This window comes from Inquilinus limosus DSM 16000, assembly GCF_000423185.1.
Classification (GTDB): Bacteria; Pseudomonadota; Alphaproteobacteria; order DSM-16000; family Inquilinaceae; genus Inquilinus; species Inquilinus limosus.
This window is the reverse complement of sequence record NZ_AUHM01000018.1, coordinates 117,408-137,921: the sequence shown is the minus strand read 5'-3', so window position 1 is coordinate 137,921 and position 20,514 is coordinate 117,408. Positions and strand designations below refer to the sequence as shown.

Below are 20,514 nucleotides of genomic sequence, written 5' to 3'. Positions count from 1 at the left end.
CGATGAACGAGATCTCGACCATCGGGCGCAAGGTGCTGGCCAGCCTTCGGGCCACGAACCCCAGCCTGTCGCCGGCGCTGGAGCGGATCGGCGACTATGTGCTGGAGGGGCCGGAACGGGTGCTGTCCCAGACGGTCACCGAGCTGGCTGAGGCCTCCGGCTCCTCGGAGGCCTCGGTGATCCGCTTCTGCCGCGAGCAGGGCTTCCCCAGCTTCCAGGGCTTCAAGCTGGCGCTCGCCACCGAGCTGGCCACGGCCCAGCCGGCGCGGGCGGAGGAAGCGGGCCGGCACGCGCTGTTCCGCATCGTCGACCGCGCCGTCGACGCGCTGCGCCAGACCGAGGACCTGCTGGACCCGGCAGCGGTGGAGGCGGTGGCCGACCGGCTGCGCAAGGCGCGGCGGGTGCTGGTGTTCGGCGTCGGCGCTTCGGCCATCACCGCCCGTTACGCCCAGTACAAGCTGGCCCGGGTCGGGCTGCAGGCGGTGGCGCATGACGATCCCCACATGGCGGCGATGGCCACCGCGGCGATGCGGAAGGGGGATGTGGCGCTGGCGGTCTCCAGCTCGGGCTCCACCCTCGACGTGGTCCGGGCGGCCACGCTGGCGAAGGAGGCGGGCGCCTTCCTGGCGGCGATCACCAACCGGACCAAGAGCCCGCTGACCACGCTCGCCGACGTCGTGCTGCTGGCCGCGACGCCCGAGACGCCGCTGACCGGCGGCGCGCTCACCTCGAAGATCAGCCAGCTGGTGATCGTCGACATGCTGTTCGAGACCATCGCCGACCGCGATTCCGCCGCGCGCGACACCATCCGCCGCACCGCGCAGAGCGTGGCCGATCGTGGCTACTGAAAGGCCAGCGACGGTCGTCGATCTCGGCGGCACCAAGATCGCCGCGGCCCGGGTGGCCGGGGCGACGGTGCTGCAGCGGCGCCAGGCGCCGACCCCGCGCGACGGAAGGTTCGAAAGCCTGGTCGAGGCCGTCGCCGCCCTGGTGGCGGGCTGGGCCGACGGGCCGGTGGGCATCGCCACCACCGGCCTGGTGCGCGACGGCCGGCTCTCCGCCACCAACCCCGGCACCCTGCCGGTGCCGCCGGACTCGCCCCTGATCGCGGCATTGCAGGACCGGCTCGGCGTGCCGGTGCGGGCGGTGAACGACGCCCAGGCCGCGGCCTGGGGCGAGTATCGCCACGGTGCTGCGAAGGGCGTCGGCTCGATGGTGTTCCTGACCGTGTCGACCGGCGTCGGCGGCGGGCTGGTATTGGACGGCGAGTTGCGGGTCGGGCCGGGCGGCCTGGCCGGCCATCTCGGTCATGTCGTGGCGGTGCCGAACGGGCCGCTCTGCGGCTGCGGCCGGCGCGGCTGCGTCGAGGCCGTGGCCTCCGGCCGGGCCCTGGCCGCCGCGGCCACCGCGGCCTTCGGCGAGGCGATGGACGCGCCGGCGCTGTTCCGGCGGGCGGAAAGGGACCCGGCCGCCGCGGCGCTGATCGATCGCGCCGCAGCCGCCATCGCCCGGCTGCTGGCCGATCTCAAGGCGGCGCTGGACCTCGATCTCGCTGTGATCGGTGGCGGCGTCGGCCTGGCGGAGGGATTCCTCGGCCGGGTCGAGCGCGCTCTGGCGGACGAACCGCCGCTGTTCCGTATCCCCCTGCGCCCGGCTGCCCTCGGCCACGACGCCGGGCTGATCGGCATGGCCGATCTCGGCGCCGTCCGGTCATAGTCGCGTCTCCAGGCCGTCAGAACGCCGCGGCGCCGATCCCGAGCTCGGGATAGAGCGCGTCGAGCGCGCCGACATCCGACCGGGTCTGGACGATGATCCAGTCACGGATCTCGGCCACGGCCGTTCGCATCGGCCGGGCCCGCGAATGCACCAGCTGGCACAGCCGTCCGGTGCGCATCAGGCTGCGGGCGGCGGGCACCAGCGCCCCGGTCCCGAGCCAGTGCGAGGAGACCGTCACCCAGCCCAGCGCGATGCCCTGCCCCAGCAGCGCCGCCTGGACCACGATCGCGTAGTCGGAGAAGGTGAGCGTGCTCCTCGGCCCGATGCGGAGATCTTCGAACGCGTCCGCCCAATCCGGGTCGGAGCCGGCGAGGTTGATGATGGTGTTGCCGTCGGCGCCGTTCGCCGCCTTCTGCCGCTCGAGATAGGCCGGGCTGCAGATCGGCAGCATGATCTCGCGCATCACCAGGAACGTCTCGTGCTGCGCGTCGCCCCCGTCGACGAAGCGCATGCCGAGATCGACGTCGTCGACCGGCCCGTGCAGCGGCCCGGCGATCAGCTGGAAGCGCAGGTCGACCGACGGGAACTCCTTCTGCAGCCGGTTGATCCGCGGCATCAGCCAATGGGTGGTGAAGGCGGTGGACAGCGACAGCGTCACCGTCTCGGTGCCCGTGCGGCGGGCCTCGATCTCCCGGATCGCCGCCTCGATCCCGCTGAAGCCCTCGGCGATGCGGCGGTAGAGCGAGCGGCCGTCCTCGGTCAGCGCGATGCCGGCGGCCGAGCGGTCGAACAGCCGCACGCCAAGATGGGTTTCGAGCCGGCCGAGCATGCGGCTGACCGCCGGCTGGGTGACGTTCAGCTCCGCCGCCGCGCGGGTGAAGCTGCCGCAGCGCGCCGCCGCCTCGAACACGAAGAGGGCGTTTGAGGAGGGGAGCATCCGGCGCAGCTGGGTCATAATCTGAGTTTATGGACCGTCCAACCTTTTCGCAATTGCGTCGGTCGGGGGCGTTTGCTGTGATTGACCCATGGCATAGGGATCCCGGACGCGATCGCCCGCTCGGCGGAGAACGACGCGACGGATCCGGTCACGGCCGCTCATGCCTCCATGGCATGCGCGGCGCTCAGGGACAGGGCTCACGACCATGACGCAGCACGGCAGCACGGGCGTCTCGATCCGTTCCGTCAGCAAGCATTACGACGCCTTCCGGGCCCTCGACGATGTCAGCCTGACCATCGCGCCGGGCGAGTTCGTCTCGCTGCTCGGTCCCTCCGGCTCGGGCAAGACCACGCTGCTCAGCATCCTCGGCGGCTTCATCCAGGCCACCACCGGGTCGGTCCGGTTCGGCGACCGCGACGTCACCTTCACCCCGCCGCACAAGCGCGACATCGGCATCGTCTTCCAGAACTACGCCCTGTTCCCGCACATGACGGTGGGCGAGAACGTCGCCTTCCCGCTGCGGGCGCGGCGCCTGCCGAAATCCGGCTGGGCCGGCAAGGTGGCCGGGGCGCTGGCGATGGTCGAGCTGTCCGGCTACGAGAACCGCCGCATCTCCCAGCTCTCTGGCGGCCAGCGCCAGCGCGTCGCCCTGGCCCGCGCCATCGTGTTCGAGCCGCGGCTGATCCTGATGGACGAGCCGCTCTCCGCCCTCGACAAGCAGCTGCGCGACGCGATGCAGATCGAGCTGCGCCATCTGCACCGGCGCCTCGGCGCGACCATCGTCTACGTCACGCACGACCAGCGCGAGGCGCTGACGATGAGCGACCGGGTCGCCATCCTGCGCGACGGGCGGCTGGTGCAGATCGACACGCCGGAGCGGCTGCACGACCACCCGGCCGACAGCTTCGTCGCCAGCTTCATCGGCGAGGCGGCGCTGCTGCCGGTCACCCGTGCCGGACCCGACCGGGTGGCGCTGGGCGGCGCCGTGCTGCGCTCCGGCCGGCCGATCCCCGAAATGGGCGAGCTGCTGCTGGCTGTGCAGACGGAGAAGCTGCTGATCGACGACAGTGCGGGCGCTGACGGCGCCAACCGGCTGTCCGGCCGGGTGTCGGAGATCATCTATCAGGGCGAGAGCCTGAAGGTCTTCCTGACGCTCGACGACGGCACGGTGCTCAGCCTGCGTCAGCCGAGCCATCATGCGGCGCGCCGCAGCGTCCCGCCGGTCGGCGGCCGGATCGCCGTCACCCTCCATCCCGAAGACACCATCGTCGTCCCGCGCGCGGCCGCCTGAGCGGACGGCGCCAATCCTTCCGTTCACAACCCGAGAAGCGAAATCCCCCATGCCGTTCAGCGCCTTCAAAGTCCTCACCTTCGACGTCGTCGGCACCCTGATCGACTTCGAGACCGGAATCCTGGAGTCCGTCCGCCGGATCGGCGGCCGCGCGGCACAGGGGTTGAGCGACGACCGGATCTTCGAGGCCTACAAGCGCGGCCGTGACGCCCACCCCTACCGGTCGAGCGAGGCGATGTTCCATGTCTACAAGTCGCTGGCGGGTGAGCTGGAACTGCCGGCCGACGACCTGGCGGCGGGGGCGTTCCAGCTCGACGTGCTGCGCTGGCCGGCCTTCGCCGATTCCGCCGAGGCGCTGCGCCGCCTGCGCCGCCGCTTCCGGCTGGTGGCGATGACCAATGCCGACCGCACCGCCTTCTCCAGCTATTCCAACACGCTGGGCCATCCCTTCGACGACAGCGTCACTGCCGACGAGACCGGGACGGCCAAGCCGGACCCGAACTTCTTCTCCTTCAATCGCGGCCGGCAGTCGGCCTTCGGCTACAAGTTCGGCGAGATCCTGCATGTGGCCCAGAGCCAGCACCACGATATCGGGATCGCCCGCAAGCTGGGCTACAAGACCTGCTGGATCGAGCGCCGGCAGGGGATGCAGGGCTTCGGCGGCACGCCGGCGGTGGCGACCCTGACCACGCCGGACTTCCACTTCGCGACGCTGAAGCAGCTCGCCGACGCCGTCGAGGCGGCCGAGCCGCGGGCCGCCTGACCGGACCGTACCGATGATGGCCCTCCATTCCCCCAGGCCCGGCGGCAACTCGCTCTGGGCCGCGACCGCGGGCCCGGCGCCGCGCCTGCCGGCGCTGGACGGCGATGCGGCGGCGGATGTGGTCATCATCGGCGCCGGCTACACCGGCCTGTCGGCGGCGCGCCATATCGCCGCCGGCGGGCTCGACCCGCTGGTGCTCGACGCCAACGCGGTCGGGTGGGGGGCCAGCGGTCGCAACGGCGGCTTCGTCACCCCGAAGTTCCGCCTGTCACTGCCTGCCATCGCCGCGGCCTATGGCCGGGACATGGCGCGGCGGATGTACGAGCTGGGCCACGAGGCGGTCGATGCCGTCGAGAACCTGGTCGAGGAGTTCGGCATCGACAGCGCCGGCTTCGCCCGGGTCGGGCTGGTCAAGGCGGCGCACACCGAAAAGGCGCTGGCCGCGGTCGCCGCCGAGGCCGAGTGGATGAAGGCCGAGATGGGCGACGGCCACATCAGCCTGCTGTCGCGCGACGAGGTCCGGGCGGAGCTCGGCTCCGACGGCTTCGCCGGCGGCGCGTTGACCCGCGGCCCCGCCTGCATCCACCCGCTGAACTATGCGCGCGGGCTGGCCGCCGGCCTGTCGGCGCACGGCATCCGCATCCATGAGGACAGCCCGGCGCTGGCGATCCGGCGGGAGCAGGGGGCGGTGGTGGTGGAGACGCCGCGGGGCCGGGTGCGCGCGGGCCAGGCGATCATCGCCACCAACGCCTATTCCGACCTGACCGGCGCGACCCGCGAGATGCAGCGGACGCTGGTGCCGTTCCGCAGCGCCATCCTGGCGACCGCGCCGCTGCCGCCGGACCTCGCCGCAAGCCTGCTGCCGACGCGCCGGATCTGCAGCGAGACGCGGCGGATGATGCGCTGGTTCCGGATCGTCGACGGCCGTTTCGTCTTCGGCGGCCGCGGCGCCTTCGGCAAGACGGATTCGCCCGCGGCCTTCGCGGCGCTGCGCCGCGCCATGATCGCGCTGTTCCCGATGCTGGCCGACATCCCGGTCGAATACCGCTGGTCGGGCCTCGTCGCCATGACGCTGGATTCGGTGCCGCATGTCGGCCGGCGCGACGACCGCACTCTCTTCGCCCTCGGCTACAACGGCGCCGGCGTCGCCATGGCGAGCCTGATGGGCCGCTATCTCGCCGCCTTCGTGCGCGGCGAGACGCCGGATGTCGGGCTGCTCGACGCAAAGCGTCTGGCGCCGGTGCCGCTCTACTCGCTGCGCGAGCCGGCGGTGCGCGCCGTCGCCGGCTGGTACCAGATGCTCGACGCCGTCGGGCTGTGACATGCCGGAGATCCGGCCAACGAAACAGGGAGACAGGACCATGAGATCCGGGCTTCACCTCTTCGCCGCCGGCCTTGCCCTCGGCGCGCTGGCTTCGGGTACCGCCGGCGCCGAGCAGATCACCTTCGTGTCGCAGGGCGGCGCCTATCAGGAGGCGCAGACCAAGGCCATCCTCGATCCGGTGGCCGAGCAGCTGGGCATCACCGTGAACCAGGACAGCGCGCCGGACGCCTGGCCGGTGATCAAGACCCAGACCACGACCGGGAAGCCGATCTGGGACGTGGTCGACACCCCGACCAAGGACTGCCTGCGCGGCGGCGAGCAGGGCATGATCGAGAAGCTGGATTTCTCGAAGATCCCGAACGCCGCCGGCCTGCCGGACGCGTACAAGACGCCGTATTCGGTGGCCTATGAGTTCTATTCCAGCGTCCTGGCCTACAACACGGAGAAGTACGGCGACAATCCGCCGAAGACCTGGGCGGATTTTTGGGACCTGGAGAAGTTCCCCGGCACCCGGGCGCTGCGCAATAACCCGCTGGCGACGCTCGAGGCGGCGCTGCTGGCCGACGGCGTGGCGCCGGACAAGATCTACCCGCTGGATGTCGACCGCGCCTTCCGCAAGCTGGAGGAGATCAAGCCGCATATCGCGGTGTGGTGGACCTCCGGCGCCCAGTCCGCGCAGCTGCTCGCCGACGGCGAGGCCGACATGATCATGGCCTGGAACGGCCGCGTCTCCGCCGTGGCCAAGGAGGGCGCGCCAGTCGCCTTCACCTTCAACCAGGGCATGCTGCAGAACACCTCGCTGTGCATCCTAAAGGGCGCGCCGAACCTCGACACGGCGGTCAGGTTCGTCAACGCGGCGATCGCGCCGGACATCCAGGCCAACTTCCCGGCCTATATCGACTACGGCCCGGGCAATCCGAAAGCCTACGAGACCGGCAAGATCTCGCCCGAGCGCGCGGCGGAGATGCCGAGCGCCCCGGACAACGCCGCCAAGCAGGTGCTGGTGTCCACCGAGTGGTGGAGCTCCCCGGCCGGCGAGGAGGTGCTGAAGCGCTGGGCCTCCTTCATCCAGCAATAGCCGGCGGAAGCAAGGTCATCCATGTCCGCATCGACCATCAGCCCCTCGGTGTCGCAGCCGGCCATCAGGCCGTCGGTGTCGCAGGAACGTCGCGAGCAGCGGCTGACGCTCCTGCTGCTGGCGCCCGCCCTGGCGGTGATCGTCTGCCTCCTGATCGTGCCGCTCGGCTGGCTGGCCTGGCAGTCGATCCGCCAGGACGGCGGCTTCACGCTGGCCCACTACCAGCGCTTCGTGACCGACGATGCGACGTGGATGTCCTTCCTGCAGACCTTCCGCATCGCCTTCACCGTCACGTTGGCGGCGCTGCTGCTCGGCTATCCGGTCGCCTATGTGGCGGCGGCTGCGTCGCCGGGATGGCGGGTCGTGATCCTGGCGCTGGTGGTGCTGCCCTTCTGGACCAGCGTGCTGGTGCGGTCCTACGCTTGGCTGATCCTGCTGCAGCGGCGCGGCATCATCAATTCGGCGCTGACCGATCTCGGCCTGATCGACAGCCCCCTGCTGTTGGTCAACAACGAGCTCGGGACCGTGATCGCGACGATCCACATCCTGCTGCCCTTCATGGTGTTGCCGCTCTACGCCGCCATGCAGAAGATCCCGCGGGAGCTGACCATGGCGGGGGCCAGCCTGGGCGGATCGCCCGCCTTCGTGTTCCTGCGCGTCTTCCTGCCCCTGTCCCTGCCCGGCGTGATCGCGGGGGCGGTCCTGGTCTTCGCCCTGACGCTCGGCTTCTACATCACGCCGGAGCTGCTGGGCGGCGGGCGGACCTACATGGTGTCGATGCTCGTCTCCCGGAACATCGAGGTCTACAACGAATGGGGCGCCGCCTCGTCGATCAGCGTCGTCCTGCTCGTCTGCGTCTTCCTGATCTTCCGGGTCGCCAGCCTCTTCATCCCGTTCGAGCGGATCATGGGCGCGAGGTGAACGTGAGACTCTCCAAAGTCCTCCTTTACGGCTTCGTCGCGTTGGTCCTGATCTGGCTGGTGGTGCCGATCCTCATCGTCGTGCCGATGTCCTTCTCCGGCGCGCGGTTCCTGTCCTTCCCGCCGCCGTCCTGGTCGCTGCGCTGGTACGACTCCTATCTCGGCAATGCGGCCTGGATGCAGGCGACGCGGGTCAGCCTGATCGTGGCCGTGGCGAGCGCGGCCGTCGCCACCGTCCTCGGGACCGCGGCCGCCTATGCGCTGAACCTCACCCGCTCCAAGCTGCTGCGCGGCCTGCAGGTGGTCCTGCTGCTGCCGCTGGTGGTCCCGATCGTGATCACCGCCGTCGGCATCTTCCTCGTCTACGCCAATGTCGGGCTGCTGGCGACCATGACCGGGCTGATCCTGGCCAACGTCATGCTGGGGCTGCCCTATGTGGTGACGTCGGTGCTCGTCAGCCTGCGCAAATTCGATCCGGCGCAGGAGATGGCGGCGCTCAGCCTCGGCATGAACCGCTTCCGCACCTTCTTCGCCGTGACCCTGCCGCAGATCCGGTCCGGCGTGATCTCCGGCCTGCTCTTCGCCTTCATCTCGGCGCTCGACGAGACCGTGGTCGCGCTGTTCGTCTCCGGCGGCCAGTACCAGACCTTGACCAAGCGAATGTTCACCTCGCTGCGTGACGAGATCGACCCGACCATCGCCGCCATCAGCACGCTGCTGACCGCCGTCTCCCTCGTCATCCTCCTGCTGGCCTCGCTCAGCGCCAGGAACGCGGAGCGCAGGGGGGCCGCCGCCGGGTGAACACGGACTGCCTGATCCTGGGAGGCGGCTCCGCCGGCTGCGTCCTGGCCGCCAGGCTGTCGGAGGATCCCGGCCGCTCCGTCATCCTGGTGGAGGCGGGGCGGGACATCTCCGCCGGCAACGTCCCGGCCGACATCCTCAGCCGCTATCCCGGGCGGGCCTATCTCGACACCTCGAACATCTGGGGCTCGCTGACGGCGCTGATGGGATACGGCTGGTCGAACGCGGCCGCGCGCAGCGTCCGCCGCTACGAGCAGGCGAAGATCCTCGGCGGCGGCTCCGCCATCAACGCGCTGATGGCCAATCGCGGCTCGCCCGCCGACTATGCCGAGTGGGAGGCGCTGGGGGCGGCCGGCTGGGGCTGGGAGGACTGCCTGCCTTACTTTCGCAGGATCGAGGCCGACCGCGATTTCTCGGGCCCGCTGCACGGGGCGGACGGGCCGCTCACCATCCGCCGCATCGCCGACGACCGGATCTCGCCCTTCGTGCACCGGGTGATGCAGACGCTGGAGCGGCGCGGGCACCCGGTCCGGGCCGACCAGAACGGCCGCTGGGAGGACGGCGCGTATCGCGGCGCCATCGCGGTCAGCGACTGCGGCGAGCGTCTTCCGACCTCGATCGCCTATCTGACGCCCGAGGTTCGCCACAGGCCCAACCTGACGATCCTGACCGGTTGCCGTGCCGACCGGCTGCTGTTCGACGGCCGCGGCGTCACCGGTGCCGAAATCGTGGGCGCGGACGGCAGGCCGCAGGTGATCGGCGCCCGCGAGGTGATCGTCGCGGCGGGCGCGATCCACACCCCCGCGCTGCTGCTGCGCTCCGGCATCGGCCCGGCGGCCGAACTGCAGCCGCTCGGGATCCCGGTGGTGGCGAACGTTCTCGGCGTGGGGCGCAACCTGATGGAGCATCCATCTATCGCCGTGGCCGCCTTCCTGCCGCCGCGGATGCGGGTGCGGGATCGCGGTGAGCACCACGAGCAGGCGATCTGGCGCTTCTCGTCGGGGCGGGACGGGCTGCCGCAGGGCGACATGCATGCCGCCATCCTGTCGCGGTCCGGCTGGCATTCGGTCGGCCTGCGGATGGGCAGCCTGTTCTTCTGGGTGAACAAATCCTGCTCGCGCGGCTTCGTGAAACTCGCCTCGGCCGATCCGGCCGCCGAGCCGCATGTGGATTTCCGCATGCTGAGCGACCGCCGCGACCTCGACCGGCTGAAGATGGCCCTGCGGATGGGGGCGGAAGTCCTGCTGGATCCCCACATGGACGGGCATCGCGGCCCGGTCTTCCCCTCCAGCTATTCTCCCCGCGTGGCCAGGATCGCCGTGCCCGGCACCTGGAACGCGCTGCAGCGCGGCGCCCTGTCCGCGCTGCTCGACCTGGCCGGGCCGCTGCGCGCCGCGTTGGTCCATGCCGCCATCACCCTGGGGACGACGATGGAGGGCCTGCTGCGCGATGACGACGCAATGACCGAATTCGTGCGCCGGCATGTCGGCGGCACCTGGCATCCTTCGGGCACCTGCCGCATGGGGGCGGAGAACGATCCGGCAGCCGTGACTTCGCCGCGGGGCAAGGTCCACGGCGTTGACTGCCTCCGCGTCGCCGACGCCTCGCTGATGCCGTCCATCCCCTGCGCCAACACCAATGTCCCGACCATCATGATCGCCGAGCGGATCGCCGATTTCATCCAGGACGGGCGATAGGACGGGTCTGCGGAAGCCGTCGGCCGAATGGCTGATGACAACGTTGTCTTGACAGAATCCTGCCGGCCCGTCTCTCCTGGCGCGGGGATGATGTCGTCACGTCGGCGGCGCGTATCGGAAGATTGCGGCCGGCGCGGGGCGGCATCGCACCGGTCCGGGCCCGACCCGGACGAATCGACAACACACCGGGACGGCCCGGGTCAAACGGGAGAGGGATGATGATGAAGGATCTGGCGCGCCGCGCCGCCTGCCGCGCTGCCGTGGCGGTCGCGGCCCTGGGCGCCGCGACCGGCGCGGCCGACGCCGCCGCCAATTGCATCAAGGGCGACCGCAAGCCGCCCTTCACCGTCGGCTGGGCCAACATCTATTCCGTGCCCACCTGGATGAAGCAGACCGAAGGCACCATCAGCACGATGGTGGAGGAGCTGAAGGGCAAGGGGCTGGTCGACAAGCTGGTCATCACCGACGCCCAGGGCAACGCCAACACCCAGATCCAGCAGGTCCAGTCGATGATCGACGCCGATGTCGACGCGATCATCCTGATCGCCGGCTCGGCCACAGCGCTGGACCGCGTGGTCGCCGATGCCTGCGCCAAGGGCATCGCGGTGATCAACTTCGACAGCCTGGTGCAGACCGACAAGGTGACGGCCAAGATCAACACCGACTCGCTCGACTGGGGCCGCCAGGCCGCGGAGTGGCTGATCAAGCAGATCGGCGGCAAGGGCAAGATCATCGTGCTGAACGGCCCGGCCGGCATCTCGGTCAGCGACGACCGCCGCAAGGGCGCGACGCCCGTGCTGCAGGCCAATACGGGGGTCGAGGTGCTGGCCGAGACCAACACCGACTACAACGTCGCCCCCGCGCAGGAGGCGGTGACCAGCCTCCTGTTCAGCAATCCGGAGATCGACGGCATCCTGTCGCTGGGCGGCGCGCTGTCGGCCGGCGCGATCCTGGCGATGGAGCGGCAGGGCCGCGACTATGTGCCGATCACCGGCGAGAACTACCGCCAGTTCCTCGAGCTGTGGAAGCAGCACGAGCTGAAGGGCTGGGCGACGATGCAGCCGAACTGGCTCGGCGCGCTCGCGGTCTACACCGCGGTGCAGGCGCTCTCGGGCAAGGACGTGCCGGCCTTCGTCAAGGTGCCGCTGCCGGTGATCGACGACAGCAGCGTCGACGGCTATCTGGCGCGGGCCGACCAGTTCCCGGCCGACGGCTACATCTTCTCGGAATACGACACGAAGCTGTTCGACACGCTGCTGGCGGCGAAGTGAGCATGGGCTGCAAGGCGGGGGCGGCGCCGTGACGGCGCCGCCCATCCTGGCCGCAGAGGGAGTCTCCAAGGCCTTCTTCGGCAATCCGGTGCTGCGCGACGTCTCGATCGCGCTGCAGCCCGGCCGGGTCCATGCCCTGCTCGGCGAGAACGGGGCCGGCAAGTCGACCCTGATCAACATCCTGTCCGGGGCGCTGCGGCCGGATGGCGGCACGGTGCGGGTCGACGGCCGCGGCGCCGGCCACCTGACGCCGCGCGAGGCCCAGCGCGCCGGCATCGCCGTGGTGCAGCAGGAGCTGAGCCTGGCGCCGCACCTGTCGATCGCCGAGAATATCGGCCTCGGCGCCTATCCGCGGCGGCTCGGGCTGATCGACTATCGCACTCTGGCGGCGCGGGCTCGCGCTGCCTGCGAGCTGGTCGGGCTGGACGAGCCGCTGGACCTGCCGGTCGACGCACTTTCGCTCGGCCGCCGGCAGATGGTCGAGATCGCCAAGGCGCTGTACCGCAAGCCGCGGGTGCTGATCCTGGACGAGCCGACCTCCTCGCTGTCGGCGCATGAGGCGCAGACCCTGGCTCGGCTGGTCCGGCGGCTGCGCGACGAGGGCGTCGCCATCCTCTACATCTCGCACCGGCTGAACGAGGTGCTGGACCTCTGCGATTACGCCACCGTGCTGAAGGACGGCAGCCGCACCGCCGACCGGCCGCTGGAAGGCGTCGACCCGGAAGGGCTGGTGCGGCTGATGGTCGGGCGCGACCCGGGCGACCTGTTCCCGGCCTGGCAGCCTTTCGCCCAGCCGGAGATGGCGATCGAGATCCGCGGCTTCCGCGCGGGCGCGGCGCGGGAGGTCGACCTGACCGTGCGCTACGGCGAGGTGGTCGGGATCGGCGGGCTGGTCGGGCAGGGGCAGGAGGATTTGTTGCTCGGCCTCGTCGGCGCCCTGCCGGCGGGGGCCGATGCCGCACGCATCGCCGGGGCCGACCGGCCCTTCGCCAAGGTGACGGAGGCGACGGCGGCGGGGCTGGCCTATATCCCGGCCGACCGTAAGAAGGAGGGGCTGCTGCTGCCGCACAGCATCGCCTTCAACCTGTTGCTGCCGACCTTGGCGCGGCCTTCGCGCGGTCTGCGCGACCGGGCAGGGGAGGCGGCGACGGTGGCCGACCTCGCCAGGCGCCTGACCATCAAGGGCGACACGGCGCGGCCGGTGCAGGCGCTGTCCGGCGGCAACCAGCAGAAGGTGGCGCTGGCCAAATGGCTGCCGCTGATGCCCCGCGTGCTGCTGCTGAACGACCCCACGCGGGGCGTCGATGTCGAGACCAAGCGGGAGATCTACGTCATGCTGCGGGCGCTCGCCGCGCAGGGGAAGGCGGTGGTGCTGCTCAGCTCCGACACGCCGGAGCTGGTCCATCTCTGCGACCGGGTGGCGGTGATGTTCGCAGGCCGCACCGTGGCGACGCTGGAGCGGCCGGGGATCAGCGAGGAGGCGATCGTCGGCGCCGCCATGGGCGTCGCGGCGCCGGGGCTGGCGGCATGAGCGCGGCAGGGCGGGCCGCCCGGCCGCTCTACCGGGCGATCCAGGGCCGCCGGCACCAGGGGCTGCGCGGGTTGTATCTGATCGTGGCGCTGTTCCTGGCGCTGTATGTCGCGCTGTTCCCGGGGCTGGTCAGCGTCGAGGGCGTCGCCAAGTTCACCCAGAACTGGTTCCCGCTGGCGCTGGTGGCGATGGCCCAGGCGATGATCATGCTGACCGGCGGCATCAACCTCGCGGTCGGCGCCATGGTCAGTCTCGGCGCCGTGGTCGCCGCCACCAGCTTCGACGGCCTCTTCGGCGTGCCCGGCGGGGTGCTGGCCGTGGCCGCGATCGGCCTCGCGGTCGGGGCCGGGGCGGGGGCGATCGTCGCGGTCTTCCGGCTGCCGGCGATCATCGTCACCCTGGCTGGGTCCTTCATCCTCGGCGGCGCGGCGCTGCTGGTGCTGCCGCGGCCGGGCGGCGACGTGCCGGACTGGCTGTCGGAGCTTCTGGCCGGGCATCAGCCCGTGGCGGCGCTGCTGCTGGTGCTGCTGGCGGTCGCCTGGAAGCTGTACCTGGCGACGCCGATCGGCCTCGGCCTCTATGCCGCCGGCGACAACCCGGTCGGCGCCTACCGCTCCGGCGTGCCGGTCGACCTGGCCAAGGTCGTGGCCTATGCCGTCAGCTTCATGCTGGCGGCGCTGGCCGGGCTGTTCGTGGCGGCGCAGACGGGGTCGGGCGACCCGGTGATCGGCACGCCCTTCACCCTCAACTCCATCGCCGCGGCGGTGCTGGGCGGGGTCGGCTTCCTCGGCGGGGCCGGCACCATGCGCGGCGCCCTGGCCGGCAGCCTGCTGCTCAGCGTCATGATCAACGTCATGTTCTTCCTGGGATTTCCGCCCGTGGCGCAATACATCGCCCAGGGGCTGATCATCGTCGGCGCCGTGGCGCTGCCGCAGATTCGCTGGGGGCGGGCATGAGCGCGATCGCCGCGCGGCTGCCCACGATCCTGCGGCACAAGGCGGTGCTGGCCTGGCTGGTGGTGATCGCGGTCTGGATCGTCGCCAGCCTGCTGACCCGCGGCTTCGGCGCCTATGGCCATCTGCGCTACCTGCTGGAGCTCGCGGCCGTGATCGGCCTCGTCGCCGCCGGCCAGACGCTGGTGGTGATCGGCGGCGGCATCGATCTCGCGGTCGGTGCCGTGATTACGGTGACGGCGATCCTGCTGCCGCTGCTGTCGGTGGCCTGGGATCCGACCGGGCTGGTCGGGGTGGCGGCGACGCTGCTGGTGGCGGCCGGGATCGGCTTCCTCAACGGCCTCGGCATCGCCGCGCTGAGGGTGCATCCGCTGATCATGACGCTGGCGATGGCGACGCTGCTGCAGGGCCTCCTGGTGATCGTCGCCGGCGGCAGCGCCGTCACCGTGCGCAACCCGGTGGTCGAATGGCTCGGCTCCGCCCGACCGGCCGGGGTGCCGGTCGGCATCCTGCTCTGGCTCGTGGTCTCGGCCGGGGTGCTGGTGCTGCTGCACCGAACGGCCGTGGGCGCGCGGATCTTCGCCCTCGGCACCAGCCCGCTGGCGGCGCGCCTCTCCGGCGTCGATATCGGGCGGACGACGGTGTTGCTCTACACGCTGAGCGGGCTGATGGCGGGCATCGCCGGGGTGCTGGTGCTGGGCATGAACCGGCAGGGCTATGTCGGCATCGGCGACCCCTACCTCCTGACCTCGATCGCCGCGGTGGTGCTGGGCGGCACCTCGATCCTGGGTGGGCGCGGCACCTATGCCGGCACCATCCCGGGGGCGATCCTCCTGGTCACCATCACCGCCCTGATCACCGTGGTGAACGCCTCGCCCGGCTGGCGCAGCATCCTGTTCGGCGGGCTGATCCTGGGCCTGCTGCTGCTGTCGGGGCGGGAGGCGCGGCGTTAATCGATCCGGTACAGCCGGCGGGCGTTGTCGTGGAACAGCGCCCGCTGCTCGGCCGGGGTGAGGTCCGCGGTGATCGCCTTGAAGCCGTCCCAAACCTGGTCGAAGGAGGCGTGCAGCCCGGCCACCGGGAAGTCGCTGGCGAACAGCGACCGGTCGGGGCCGAAGGCGTCGAGGCAGGCCAGCACCACCTCGCGCAGGCTCTCCGGCGTCCAGTCGTGGTCATAGGCCACGAGGTCGGAGATCTTGAGATGGACGTTCGGCTCGCGCCCCAGCGCCGCCAGCCCGGCGCGCCAGTGGGCCATGCCCTCCGGGTCGCGGTCGGCCGGGCTGCCGCAATGGTTCAGGATGAAGATCTGGCCGGGGAAGTCGCGCACCAGCCGCAGCGCGTCCGCCATCTGGCCGGGATAGATCATCAGGTCGAAGGACAGGCCGTGCCCTTCCAGCCGCGCTAGGCCGCGGCGCCAGGCGGGGTCGTCCATCCGGTCCGGCCGGGCAGCGAAGCTGCGGGTCGGGTCGGGATGCCAGCTCAGGATATCGCGGATGCCGACAACGCGAGGGAAGGCCGCCTGCCGCTCGAGCAGCGCCGCCGCGTCAGGTGACTCGAGCGAGACATGGGCGACGTATCGCGTGGCGATGCCGTCCGCCTTGTCCAGCGTCTCCAGCCATTCCGTCTCCGCCACCGGATCGGCGGGATCCCAGCCGGCCTCGATATGCACGGTCGCGACCACCGGCTGGTTCCGCGCGTCCGCCCGATAGTCGGCCGGCAAATAGTTCCGCCGCAGCGGCCCGCTGTCGCCGAACACCATGTCCCGCGCCGGGCGCAGCCAGGGATGGCGGTCCATCGAGAGGTCCCAGAGATGATGGTGCGCATCGACGATCGGGCCGTCATAGGGCTGGGTCATGGGGCCTCTCCGCGGGGTCATGGATTTGTGACAACGTTGTCTTGACAGATAGCCTGCCGCTGCCGTCTAAGGAAGCCCAGGGACAGGGAAGGGGAGCGGCGATCGTGGCCGACGGGATCATCGACATGCTGCATGACGGCATCCGGGGCGTGCCGCCGGGCGCCGGGCCGATCCCGCTGGACGAGGTGGCCGCGCAAGGCTGGCACCCGGCCGAGGGCACCATGTCACTGCCGGTGCTGACCCTGGACGAGGAGGCTTTCGCCGCCAACCGCGCCCTGATGCTGCGCTATGCGGCGGAGCAGGGGGCGGCGATCGCCCCGCATGCCAAGACGCCGATGGCGCCGGCGCTGGCGGCCTTGCTGGTCGCGGCCGGGGCCTGGGGCACCACGGTGGCCGATATCCGCCAGGCCGCGGTGATGCTGCGCGCCGGGCTGAACCGGCTGATCCTGGCCAACCAGGTCGGCGGTGCGGGCGGCGCCCGCCGCCTGGCCCGGCTGCACGAGGTCTATCCCCGGGCCGAGATCTACGTCTTCGTCGATTCCCCGGAGGCCGCCGCCGCGCTGGACGCCGCCTGGGACGAGGCGCGGCTGGCGCCGCTGCCGGTGCTGGTCGAGGTCGGGGCCGGCCGCGCCGGCGCCCGCGACCTGGCGGCGGCGGAGCGGGTGATCGCCGCGGTCAAGGCCAGCGAGGGCCGGCTGCGCCTGGCCGGAATCGGCGCCTATGAGGGCGCGGCGGCGACGGCGGATGCGGAGCGGACGCAGGCGGCGATCGCCGGCCTCGCCGCGCTGGCGGCGGAGGCGTTCGGCAAAGTCCGCGCCGCCGTCGGGCCGCAGGCGCCGCTGATCCTGACCGCTGGCGGCTCCACCTATTTCGACCTGATCGTGCGGCATCTCGGTCCCGTCGCGGCCGCCGACGGCAAGGCCCGGCTGGTGCTGCGCAGCGGCGCGATCTTCTTCCACGACCACGGCATCTACAAGCGCGGCCTGGCGGCGCTGGACGCCCGGCAGGGCTTCCGCCTCGGCGGCGAGATCGCGAGCGCGTCGGAGGGCTTCCGGCCGGCGCTGCGGATCTGGGCCGAGGTGCTGTCGCGGCCCGAGCCTGGCCTCGCGATCTGCGGCATGGGTATGCGCGACGTTTCCCACGACCAGGACCTGCCGACGCCGCTGCGCCTGCACCGCGACGGGCGCCCGGTGCACGGCTTCGCCGGGCCGGACGAGGCGAAGGTGGCGAAGCTGAACGACCAGCACGCCTTCCTGGCGCTCGACGCCGGCAGCCCGGTCGCGGTCGGCGACGTGATCGAGTTCGGCATCTCCCACCCCTGCACCTGCCTCGACCGCTGGCGCGTGATCTGGGGCGTCGACGGCCGGGGCCAGGTCCGCGCCGCCTATCCGACCTGCTTCGGCTGACCCGGCCCATGACCGCCCCCGTCGCATCTTCGCGTCCTGAAAAGACAACGTTGTCATGGACCGCCTGAACTTCCGGCCGCTCTGGCGTTACGAGGGGCAGCTGCTGGACGGCGCCCTGATGACGCTGCTGCTGACCGGCATCGCCGCGGCAGCGGGACTCGCGATCGGCGTCGCTGGCGCGCTGGCGCTGCGCCACGGCCCGCGGCCGCTGCGGCTGCTGGTCCGCGCCTATGTCGAGCTGATCCGCAACACCCCGGCGCTGATCCAGCTGTTCCTGATCTTCTTCGTGCTGCCGGGGATGGGGCTGAGGCTGCCGCCCTTCGAGGCCGCGGCGGTGGCGCTGAGCCTCTATTTCGGCGCCTACGCCACCGAGATCGTGCGGTCGGGGCTCGACTCGATCCACCGCAGCCAGACGGAAGCCGCGTCCTGCCTCGGGCTCACGCGCTGGCAGGTGTTCCGCCACGTCGTGCTGCCGCCGGCGCTGCGCAACGTCTACCCGTCGATCACCAGCCAGTTCGTGCTGCTGCTGCTCGGCTCCTCGCTCGCCTCGCAGGTCTCGGCGGAGGAGCTGTTCCACACCGCCGGCTTCGTCGAGAGCCGCAGCTTCCGCAGCTTCGAGGTCTATGCCGTGGTCTGCGCCATGTATCTGGCGATGGTCGTGGTCTTCAAGGCGCTGTTCGCGGCGATCGGCCGGCTGGCCTTCCGCTGGCCGGTGCGGCGCTAGGGGAGGGGCCGGATGCGCATCTTCTCCGCCGGCGACCTGCTGTCGCTGCTGTCCGCCCTGCAATGGACGGTGGCGCTGACCCTGATCGCGCTCGGCAGCGGCGGGCCGTTGGCGCTAGGCCTCGCGGTGATGCGGGCCGGACGGGCAGCGCTGCCGCGCTGGATCGCGGCGCTGCTGCTGCAGGCGGTGCAGGGCGTGCCGCTGCTGGGCCTGCTGATGTTCTTCTACTTCGGCATGCCGGTGTTCCTCGGCGTCGACGTGCCGGCACTGGCCGCGGTCGCCGTCGCCTACACCATCTGGACCGCCGTGTTCCTGGGCGAGATCTGGCGCGGCGGCATCGAGGCGGTGAAGCCGGCGCAGTGGGAGGCGGCGGAATGCCTCGGCCTGACCAAATGGCAGCAGTTCCGCTGGGTGATCGGCCCGCAGGCCTTCCGCATCACCCTGCCGGCCACGGTCGGCTTCCTGGTGCAGTTGGTGAAGAACACGTCGCTGGCGTCCGTCGTCGGCTTCGTCGAGTTGGCGCGGGCCGGGCAGATCGCCAGCGCCGCCACCTTCCAGCCGCTGCTGACCTACACCGTCGTCGCTGCGATCTATTTCACGATCTGCTTCCCCCTGACCACCTGGTCGCGCTCGCTGGAGGTCCGTCTCAATGGCGCTCGTTGAAGTCCGGAACCTGCGCAAGCGCTTCGGCCCGGTCGAGGTGCTGAAGGGCGTCTCGCTGGACGTCGAGGAAGGCGAGATCGTCACCGTCATCGGCCGCTCCGGCTCCGGCAAGTCGACGCTGCTGCGCTGCATCAACGCGCTGGAGACGATCGAGGACGGCGAGGTGCGGATCGAGGGCAAGCCGGTGCGCGCCGGGATGAAGGATCTGCGGGCGCTGCGCCAGCGCGTCGGCATCGTGTTCCAGAGCTACAACCTGTTCCCGCATCTGACGGTCGAGCGCAACGTCACCCTGGCGCCGCTCCTGACCGGCCGGATCCGCAAGGACCAGGCGCGGGCGCTGGCGGAAGAGGTGCTGGGCCGGGTCGGCCTGGCCGACAAGATCGACGCCTGGCCCGAGCGGCTGTCCGGCGGTCAGCAGCAGCGCGTCGCCATTGCCCGCTGTCTCGCCATGTCGCCGCAGCTGATGCTGTTCGACGAGGTCACCTCCGCTCTCGACCCCGAGCTGGTGGGCGAGGTGCTGCGGGTGATGGAGCAGATGGCGCGCCAGGGCATGACCATGATCCTGGTGACGCACGAGATGGGCTTCGCCCGCAACGTCGCGACCAAGATCGTCTTCATGCATCAGGGCAAGGTCTGGGAGGAGGGGCCGCCGGACCGGATCTTCGGCGACCCGCAGACGCCGGAGCTGAAGAGCTTCATCGGCTCGGTGCAGTGACCCGAAGCAACAAACAGAAGGAGGTTTTCACATGATCACCGGATTCCGCCGTCTGCTGGCGGCCGCCGTGGCGGTCGCCGCCCTGGCCCTGCCGGCCGCGGCGCAGGCCGACAAGCTGCAGGACGTGCTCGACGCCGGCAAGCTCCGGGTCGGGGTGCTGATGGACGTGGCGCCCTGGGGGTTCAAGGACGAGAAGGGCGAGGCCATCGGCCTAGACATCGACTTGGCCAAACTGATGGCTGCCGACATGGGCGTGGAGCTCGAGCTGGTTCAGGTCACGGGTGCCAGCCGCATCCCGAGCCTGTTGGCCGACAAGGTCGACGTGCTGATCGCCGCCGCCGGAGCCACGCCGGAGCGGGCGCAGCAGGTTGCCTTCTCGCAGCCCTATGCCGCGGTCGACCTCGGCGTCTACGGGCCGAAGAGCATCAAGCCGTTCGAGGATGCAGCAGCCATGGCCGGCCACAGCATCGCCGTCGCCAAGGGCACGACTCTGGACCTGTGGCTGACCGAGAACGCGCCGGACGCCGCCTATAGCCGCTTCGAGGACGCGCCCTCCGCCGTCGCCGCCTATCTGTCGGGCCAGGCCGAGATGTTCGCCGAGAACAGCGCCATCGCCCGCACCGTGTCGCAGCAGAATCCGGGCAAGGAGGTTGAGCTGAAGTTCCTGATCCGCCAGTCTCCCGCCCATGTCGTGATCCCGCACGGTCAGCCGGACCTGCTGAACTGGATCAACACCTTCCTCTACTACAACCGCCTCAACGGCAAGCTGGCGAAGCTGCAGACCACCTGGTTCGGCGCGGCACAGCAATTGCCTTTGATGTGAGACCTCTGCCGCCGCCCGGCCGGCGGCGGCATTCCCTGCGCCCCGA

Annotated in this window: 20 protein-coding genes; 18 read left to right on the top strand and 2 right to left on the bottom strand. The window is 70.9% G+C overall.

Annotated elements, in window-relative coordinates:
- Positions 1-2 precede the first annotated feature (2 nt).
- Together G537_RS0116990 and G537_RS0116985 are read left to right on the top strand one after the other, a co-directional pair.
- Positions 3-848 carry a MurR/RpiR family transcriptional regulator gene (locus G537_RS0116990; protein ID WP_081688857.1) on the top strand — a complete coding sequence of 282 codons (846 nt, stop codon included), beginning with the start codon at positions 3-5 and terminating at the stop codon, positions 846-848.
- Positions 838-1,716: an N-acetylmannosamine kinase gene (locus G537_RS0116985; RefSeq protein ID WP_034851985.1), complete on the top strand. Its 879-nt coding sequence runs from the start codon at positions 838-840 to the stop codon at positions 1,714-1,716. The genes G537_RS0116990 and G537_RS0116985 overlap by 11 nt, the downstream gene beginning before the upstream one ends.
- Positions 1,717-1,732: 16 nt before the next feature.
- Here G537_RS0116985 and G537_RS0116980 read toward each other — a convergent pair whose 3' ends face one another.
- Complete coding sequence (locus G537_RS0116980) at positions 1,733-2,653, bottom strand: LysR family transcriptional regulator (RefSeq protein ID WP_211230410.1); 921 nt, start codon at positions 2,651-2,653, stop codon at positions 1,733-1,735.
- 205 nt (positions 2,654-2,858) lie between these two features.
- Here G537_RS0116980 and G537_RS0116975 point away from each other — a divergent pair, with 205 nt between their 5' ends.
- The 11 genes from G537_RS0116975 to G537_RS0116925 all read left to right on the top strand — a co-directional run bounded on the left by G537_RS0116975 (position 2,859) and on the right by G537_RS0116925 (position 15,235).
- Positions 2,859-3,944, top strand: a complete 1,086-nt coding sequence (locus G537_RS0116975; protein WP_026871140.1) for an ABC transporter ATP-binding protein — start codon at positions 2,859-2,861, stop codon at positions 3,942-3,944.
- A 49-nt stretch (positions 3,945-3,993) separates the two neighbouring features.
- The gene (locus tag G537_RS0116970; RefSeq protein ID WP_026871139.1) at positions 3,994-4,707 is read left to right on the top strand and encodes an HAD-IA family hydrolase; all 714 of its coding nucleotides are present in this window, start codon (positions 3,994-3,996) and stop codon (positions 4,705-4,707) included.
- Positions 4,708-4,720: 13 nt separating this feature from the next.
- Entirely contained in the window at positions 4,721-6,028 is a 1,308-nt protein-coding gene (locus G537_RS0116965) for an NAD(P)/FAD-dependent oxidoreductase (protein ID WP_026871138.1), read from the top strand.
- A 40-nt stretch (positions 6,029-6,068) separates the two neighbouring features.
- Positions 6,069-7,109: an ABC transporter substrate-binding protein gene (locus G537_RS0116960; RefSeq protein ID WP_026871137.1), complete on the top strand. Its 1,041-nt coding sequence runs from the start codon at positions 6,069-6,071 to the stop codon at positions 7,107-7,109.
- A gap of 21 nt (positions 7,110-7,130) precedes the next feature.
- Entirely contained in the window at positions 7,131-8,030 is a 900-nt protein-coding gene (locus G537_RS0116955) for an ABC transporter permease (RefSeq protein ID WP_051248504.1), read from the top strand.
- Between the two features lie 2 nt (positions 8,031-8,032).
- Positions 8,033-8,830 (top strand): ABC transporter permease, encoded by a 798-nt coding sequence (locus tag G537_RS0116950; RefSeq protein WP_026871135.1) that lies wholly within the window; start codon positions 8,033-8,035, stop codon positions 8,828-8,830.
- Positions 8,827-10,527: a GMC family oxidoreductase gene (locus tag G537_RS0116945; protein WP_026871134.1), complete on the top strand. Its 1,701-nt coding sequence runs from the start codon at positions 8,827-8,829 to the stop codon at positions 10,525-10,527. The genes G537_RS0116950 and G537_RS0116945 overlap by 4 nt, the downstream gene beginning before the upstream one ends.
- A gap of 218 nt (positions 10,528-10,745) precedes the next feature.
- On the top strand, positions 10,746-11,798 hold the full coding sequence (locus G537_RS0116940) for an ABC transporter substrate-binding protein (RefSeq protein WP_211230408.1): 1,053 nt from the start codon (positions 10,746-10,748) through the stop codon (positions 11,796-11,798).
- A 28-nt stretch (positions 11,799-11,826) separates the two neighbouring features.
- On the top strand, positions 11,827-13,329 hold the full coding sequence (locus G537_RS0116935) for a sugar ABC transporter ATP-binding protein (protein ID WP_026871132.1): 1,503 nt from the start codon (positions 11,827-11,829) through the stop codon (positions 13,327-13,329).
- A complete protein-coding gene (locus tag G537_RS0116930) occupies positions 13,326-14,285 on the top strand; it encodes an ABC transporter permease (protein WP_026871131.1) in 960 nt (319 codons plus the stop codon). The genes G537_RS0116935 and G537_RS0116930 overlap by 4 nt, the downstream gene beginning before the upstream one ends.
- The gene (locus tag G537_RS0116925) at positions 14,282-15,235 is read left to right on the top strand and encodes an ABC transporter permease (protein WP_026871130.1); all 954 of its coding nucleotides are present in this window, start codon (positions 14,282-14,284) and stop codon (positions 15,233-15,235) included. Before G537_RS0116930 ends, G537_RS0116925 begins: the two co-directional genes overlap by 4 nt.
- Here G537_RS0116925 and G537_RS0116920 read toward each other — a convergent pair.
- On the bottom strand, positions 15,232-16,137 hold the full coding sequence (locus G537_RS0116920) for an amidohydrolase family protein (protein ID WP_026871129.1): 906 nt from the start codon (positions 16,135-16,137) through the stop codon (positions 15,232-15,234). The two genes, G537_RS0116925 and G537_RS0116920, sit on opposite strands and share 4 nt — an antisense overlap.
- A 104-nt stretch (positions 16,138-16,241) precedes the next feature.
- Between G537_RS0116920 and G537_RS0116915 the strand changes: the two genes are divergently transcribed.
- From G537_RS0116915 to G537_RS0116895, 5 genes are read left to right on the top strand one after another with little or no spacing between them, the layout of a single operon-like run.
- Positions 16,242-17,543 (top strand): type III PLP-dependent enzyme domain-containing protein, encoded by a 1,302-nt coding sequence (locus G537_RS0116915; protein WP_245579040.1) that lies wholly within the window; start codon positions 16,242-16,244, stop codon positions 17,541-17,543.
- A 55-nt stretch (positions 17,544-17,598) separates the two neighbouring features.
- Complete coding sequence (locus G537_RS0116910) at positions 17,599-18,267, top strand: amino acid ABC transporter permease (protein WP_026871127.1); 669 nt, start codon at positions 17,599-17,601, stop codon at positions 18,265-18,267.
- 12 nt (positions 18,268-18,279) lie between these two features.
- A complete protein-coding gene (locus G537_RS0116905; protein ID WP_026871126.1) occupies positions 18,280-18,930 on the top strand; it encodes an amino acid ABC transporter permease in 651 nt (216 codons plus the stop codon).
- Complete coding sequence (locus G537_RS0116900) at positions 18,917-19,645, top strand: amino acid ABC transporter ATP-binding protein (RefSeq protein WP_026871125.1); 729 nt, start codon at positions 18,917-18,919, stop codon at positions 19,643-19,645. Before G537_RS0116905 ends, G537_RS0116900 begins: the two co-directional genes overlap by 14 nt.
- 31 nt (positions 19,646-19,676) lie before the next feature.
- A complete protein-coding gene (locus tag G537_RS0116895) occupies positions 19,677-20,468 on the top strand; it encodes a transporter substrate-binding domain-containing protein (protein ID WP_034851982.1) in 792 nt (263 codons plus the stop codon).
- The last annotated feature ends 46 nt before the right edge of the window (positions 20,469-20,514 follow it).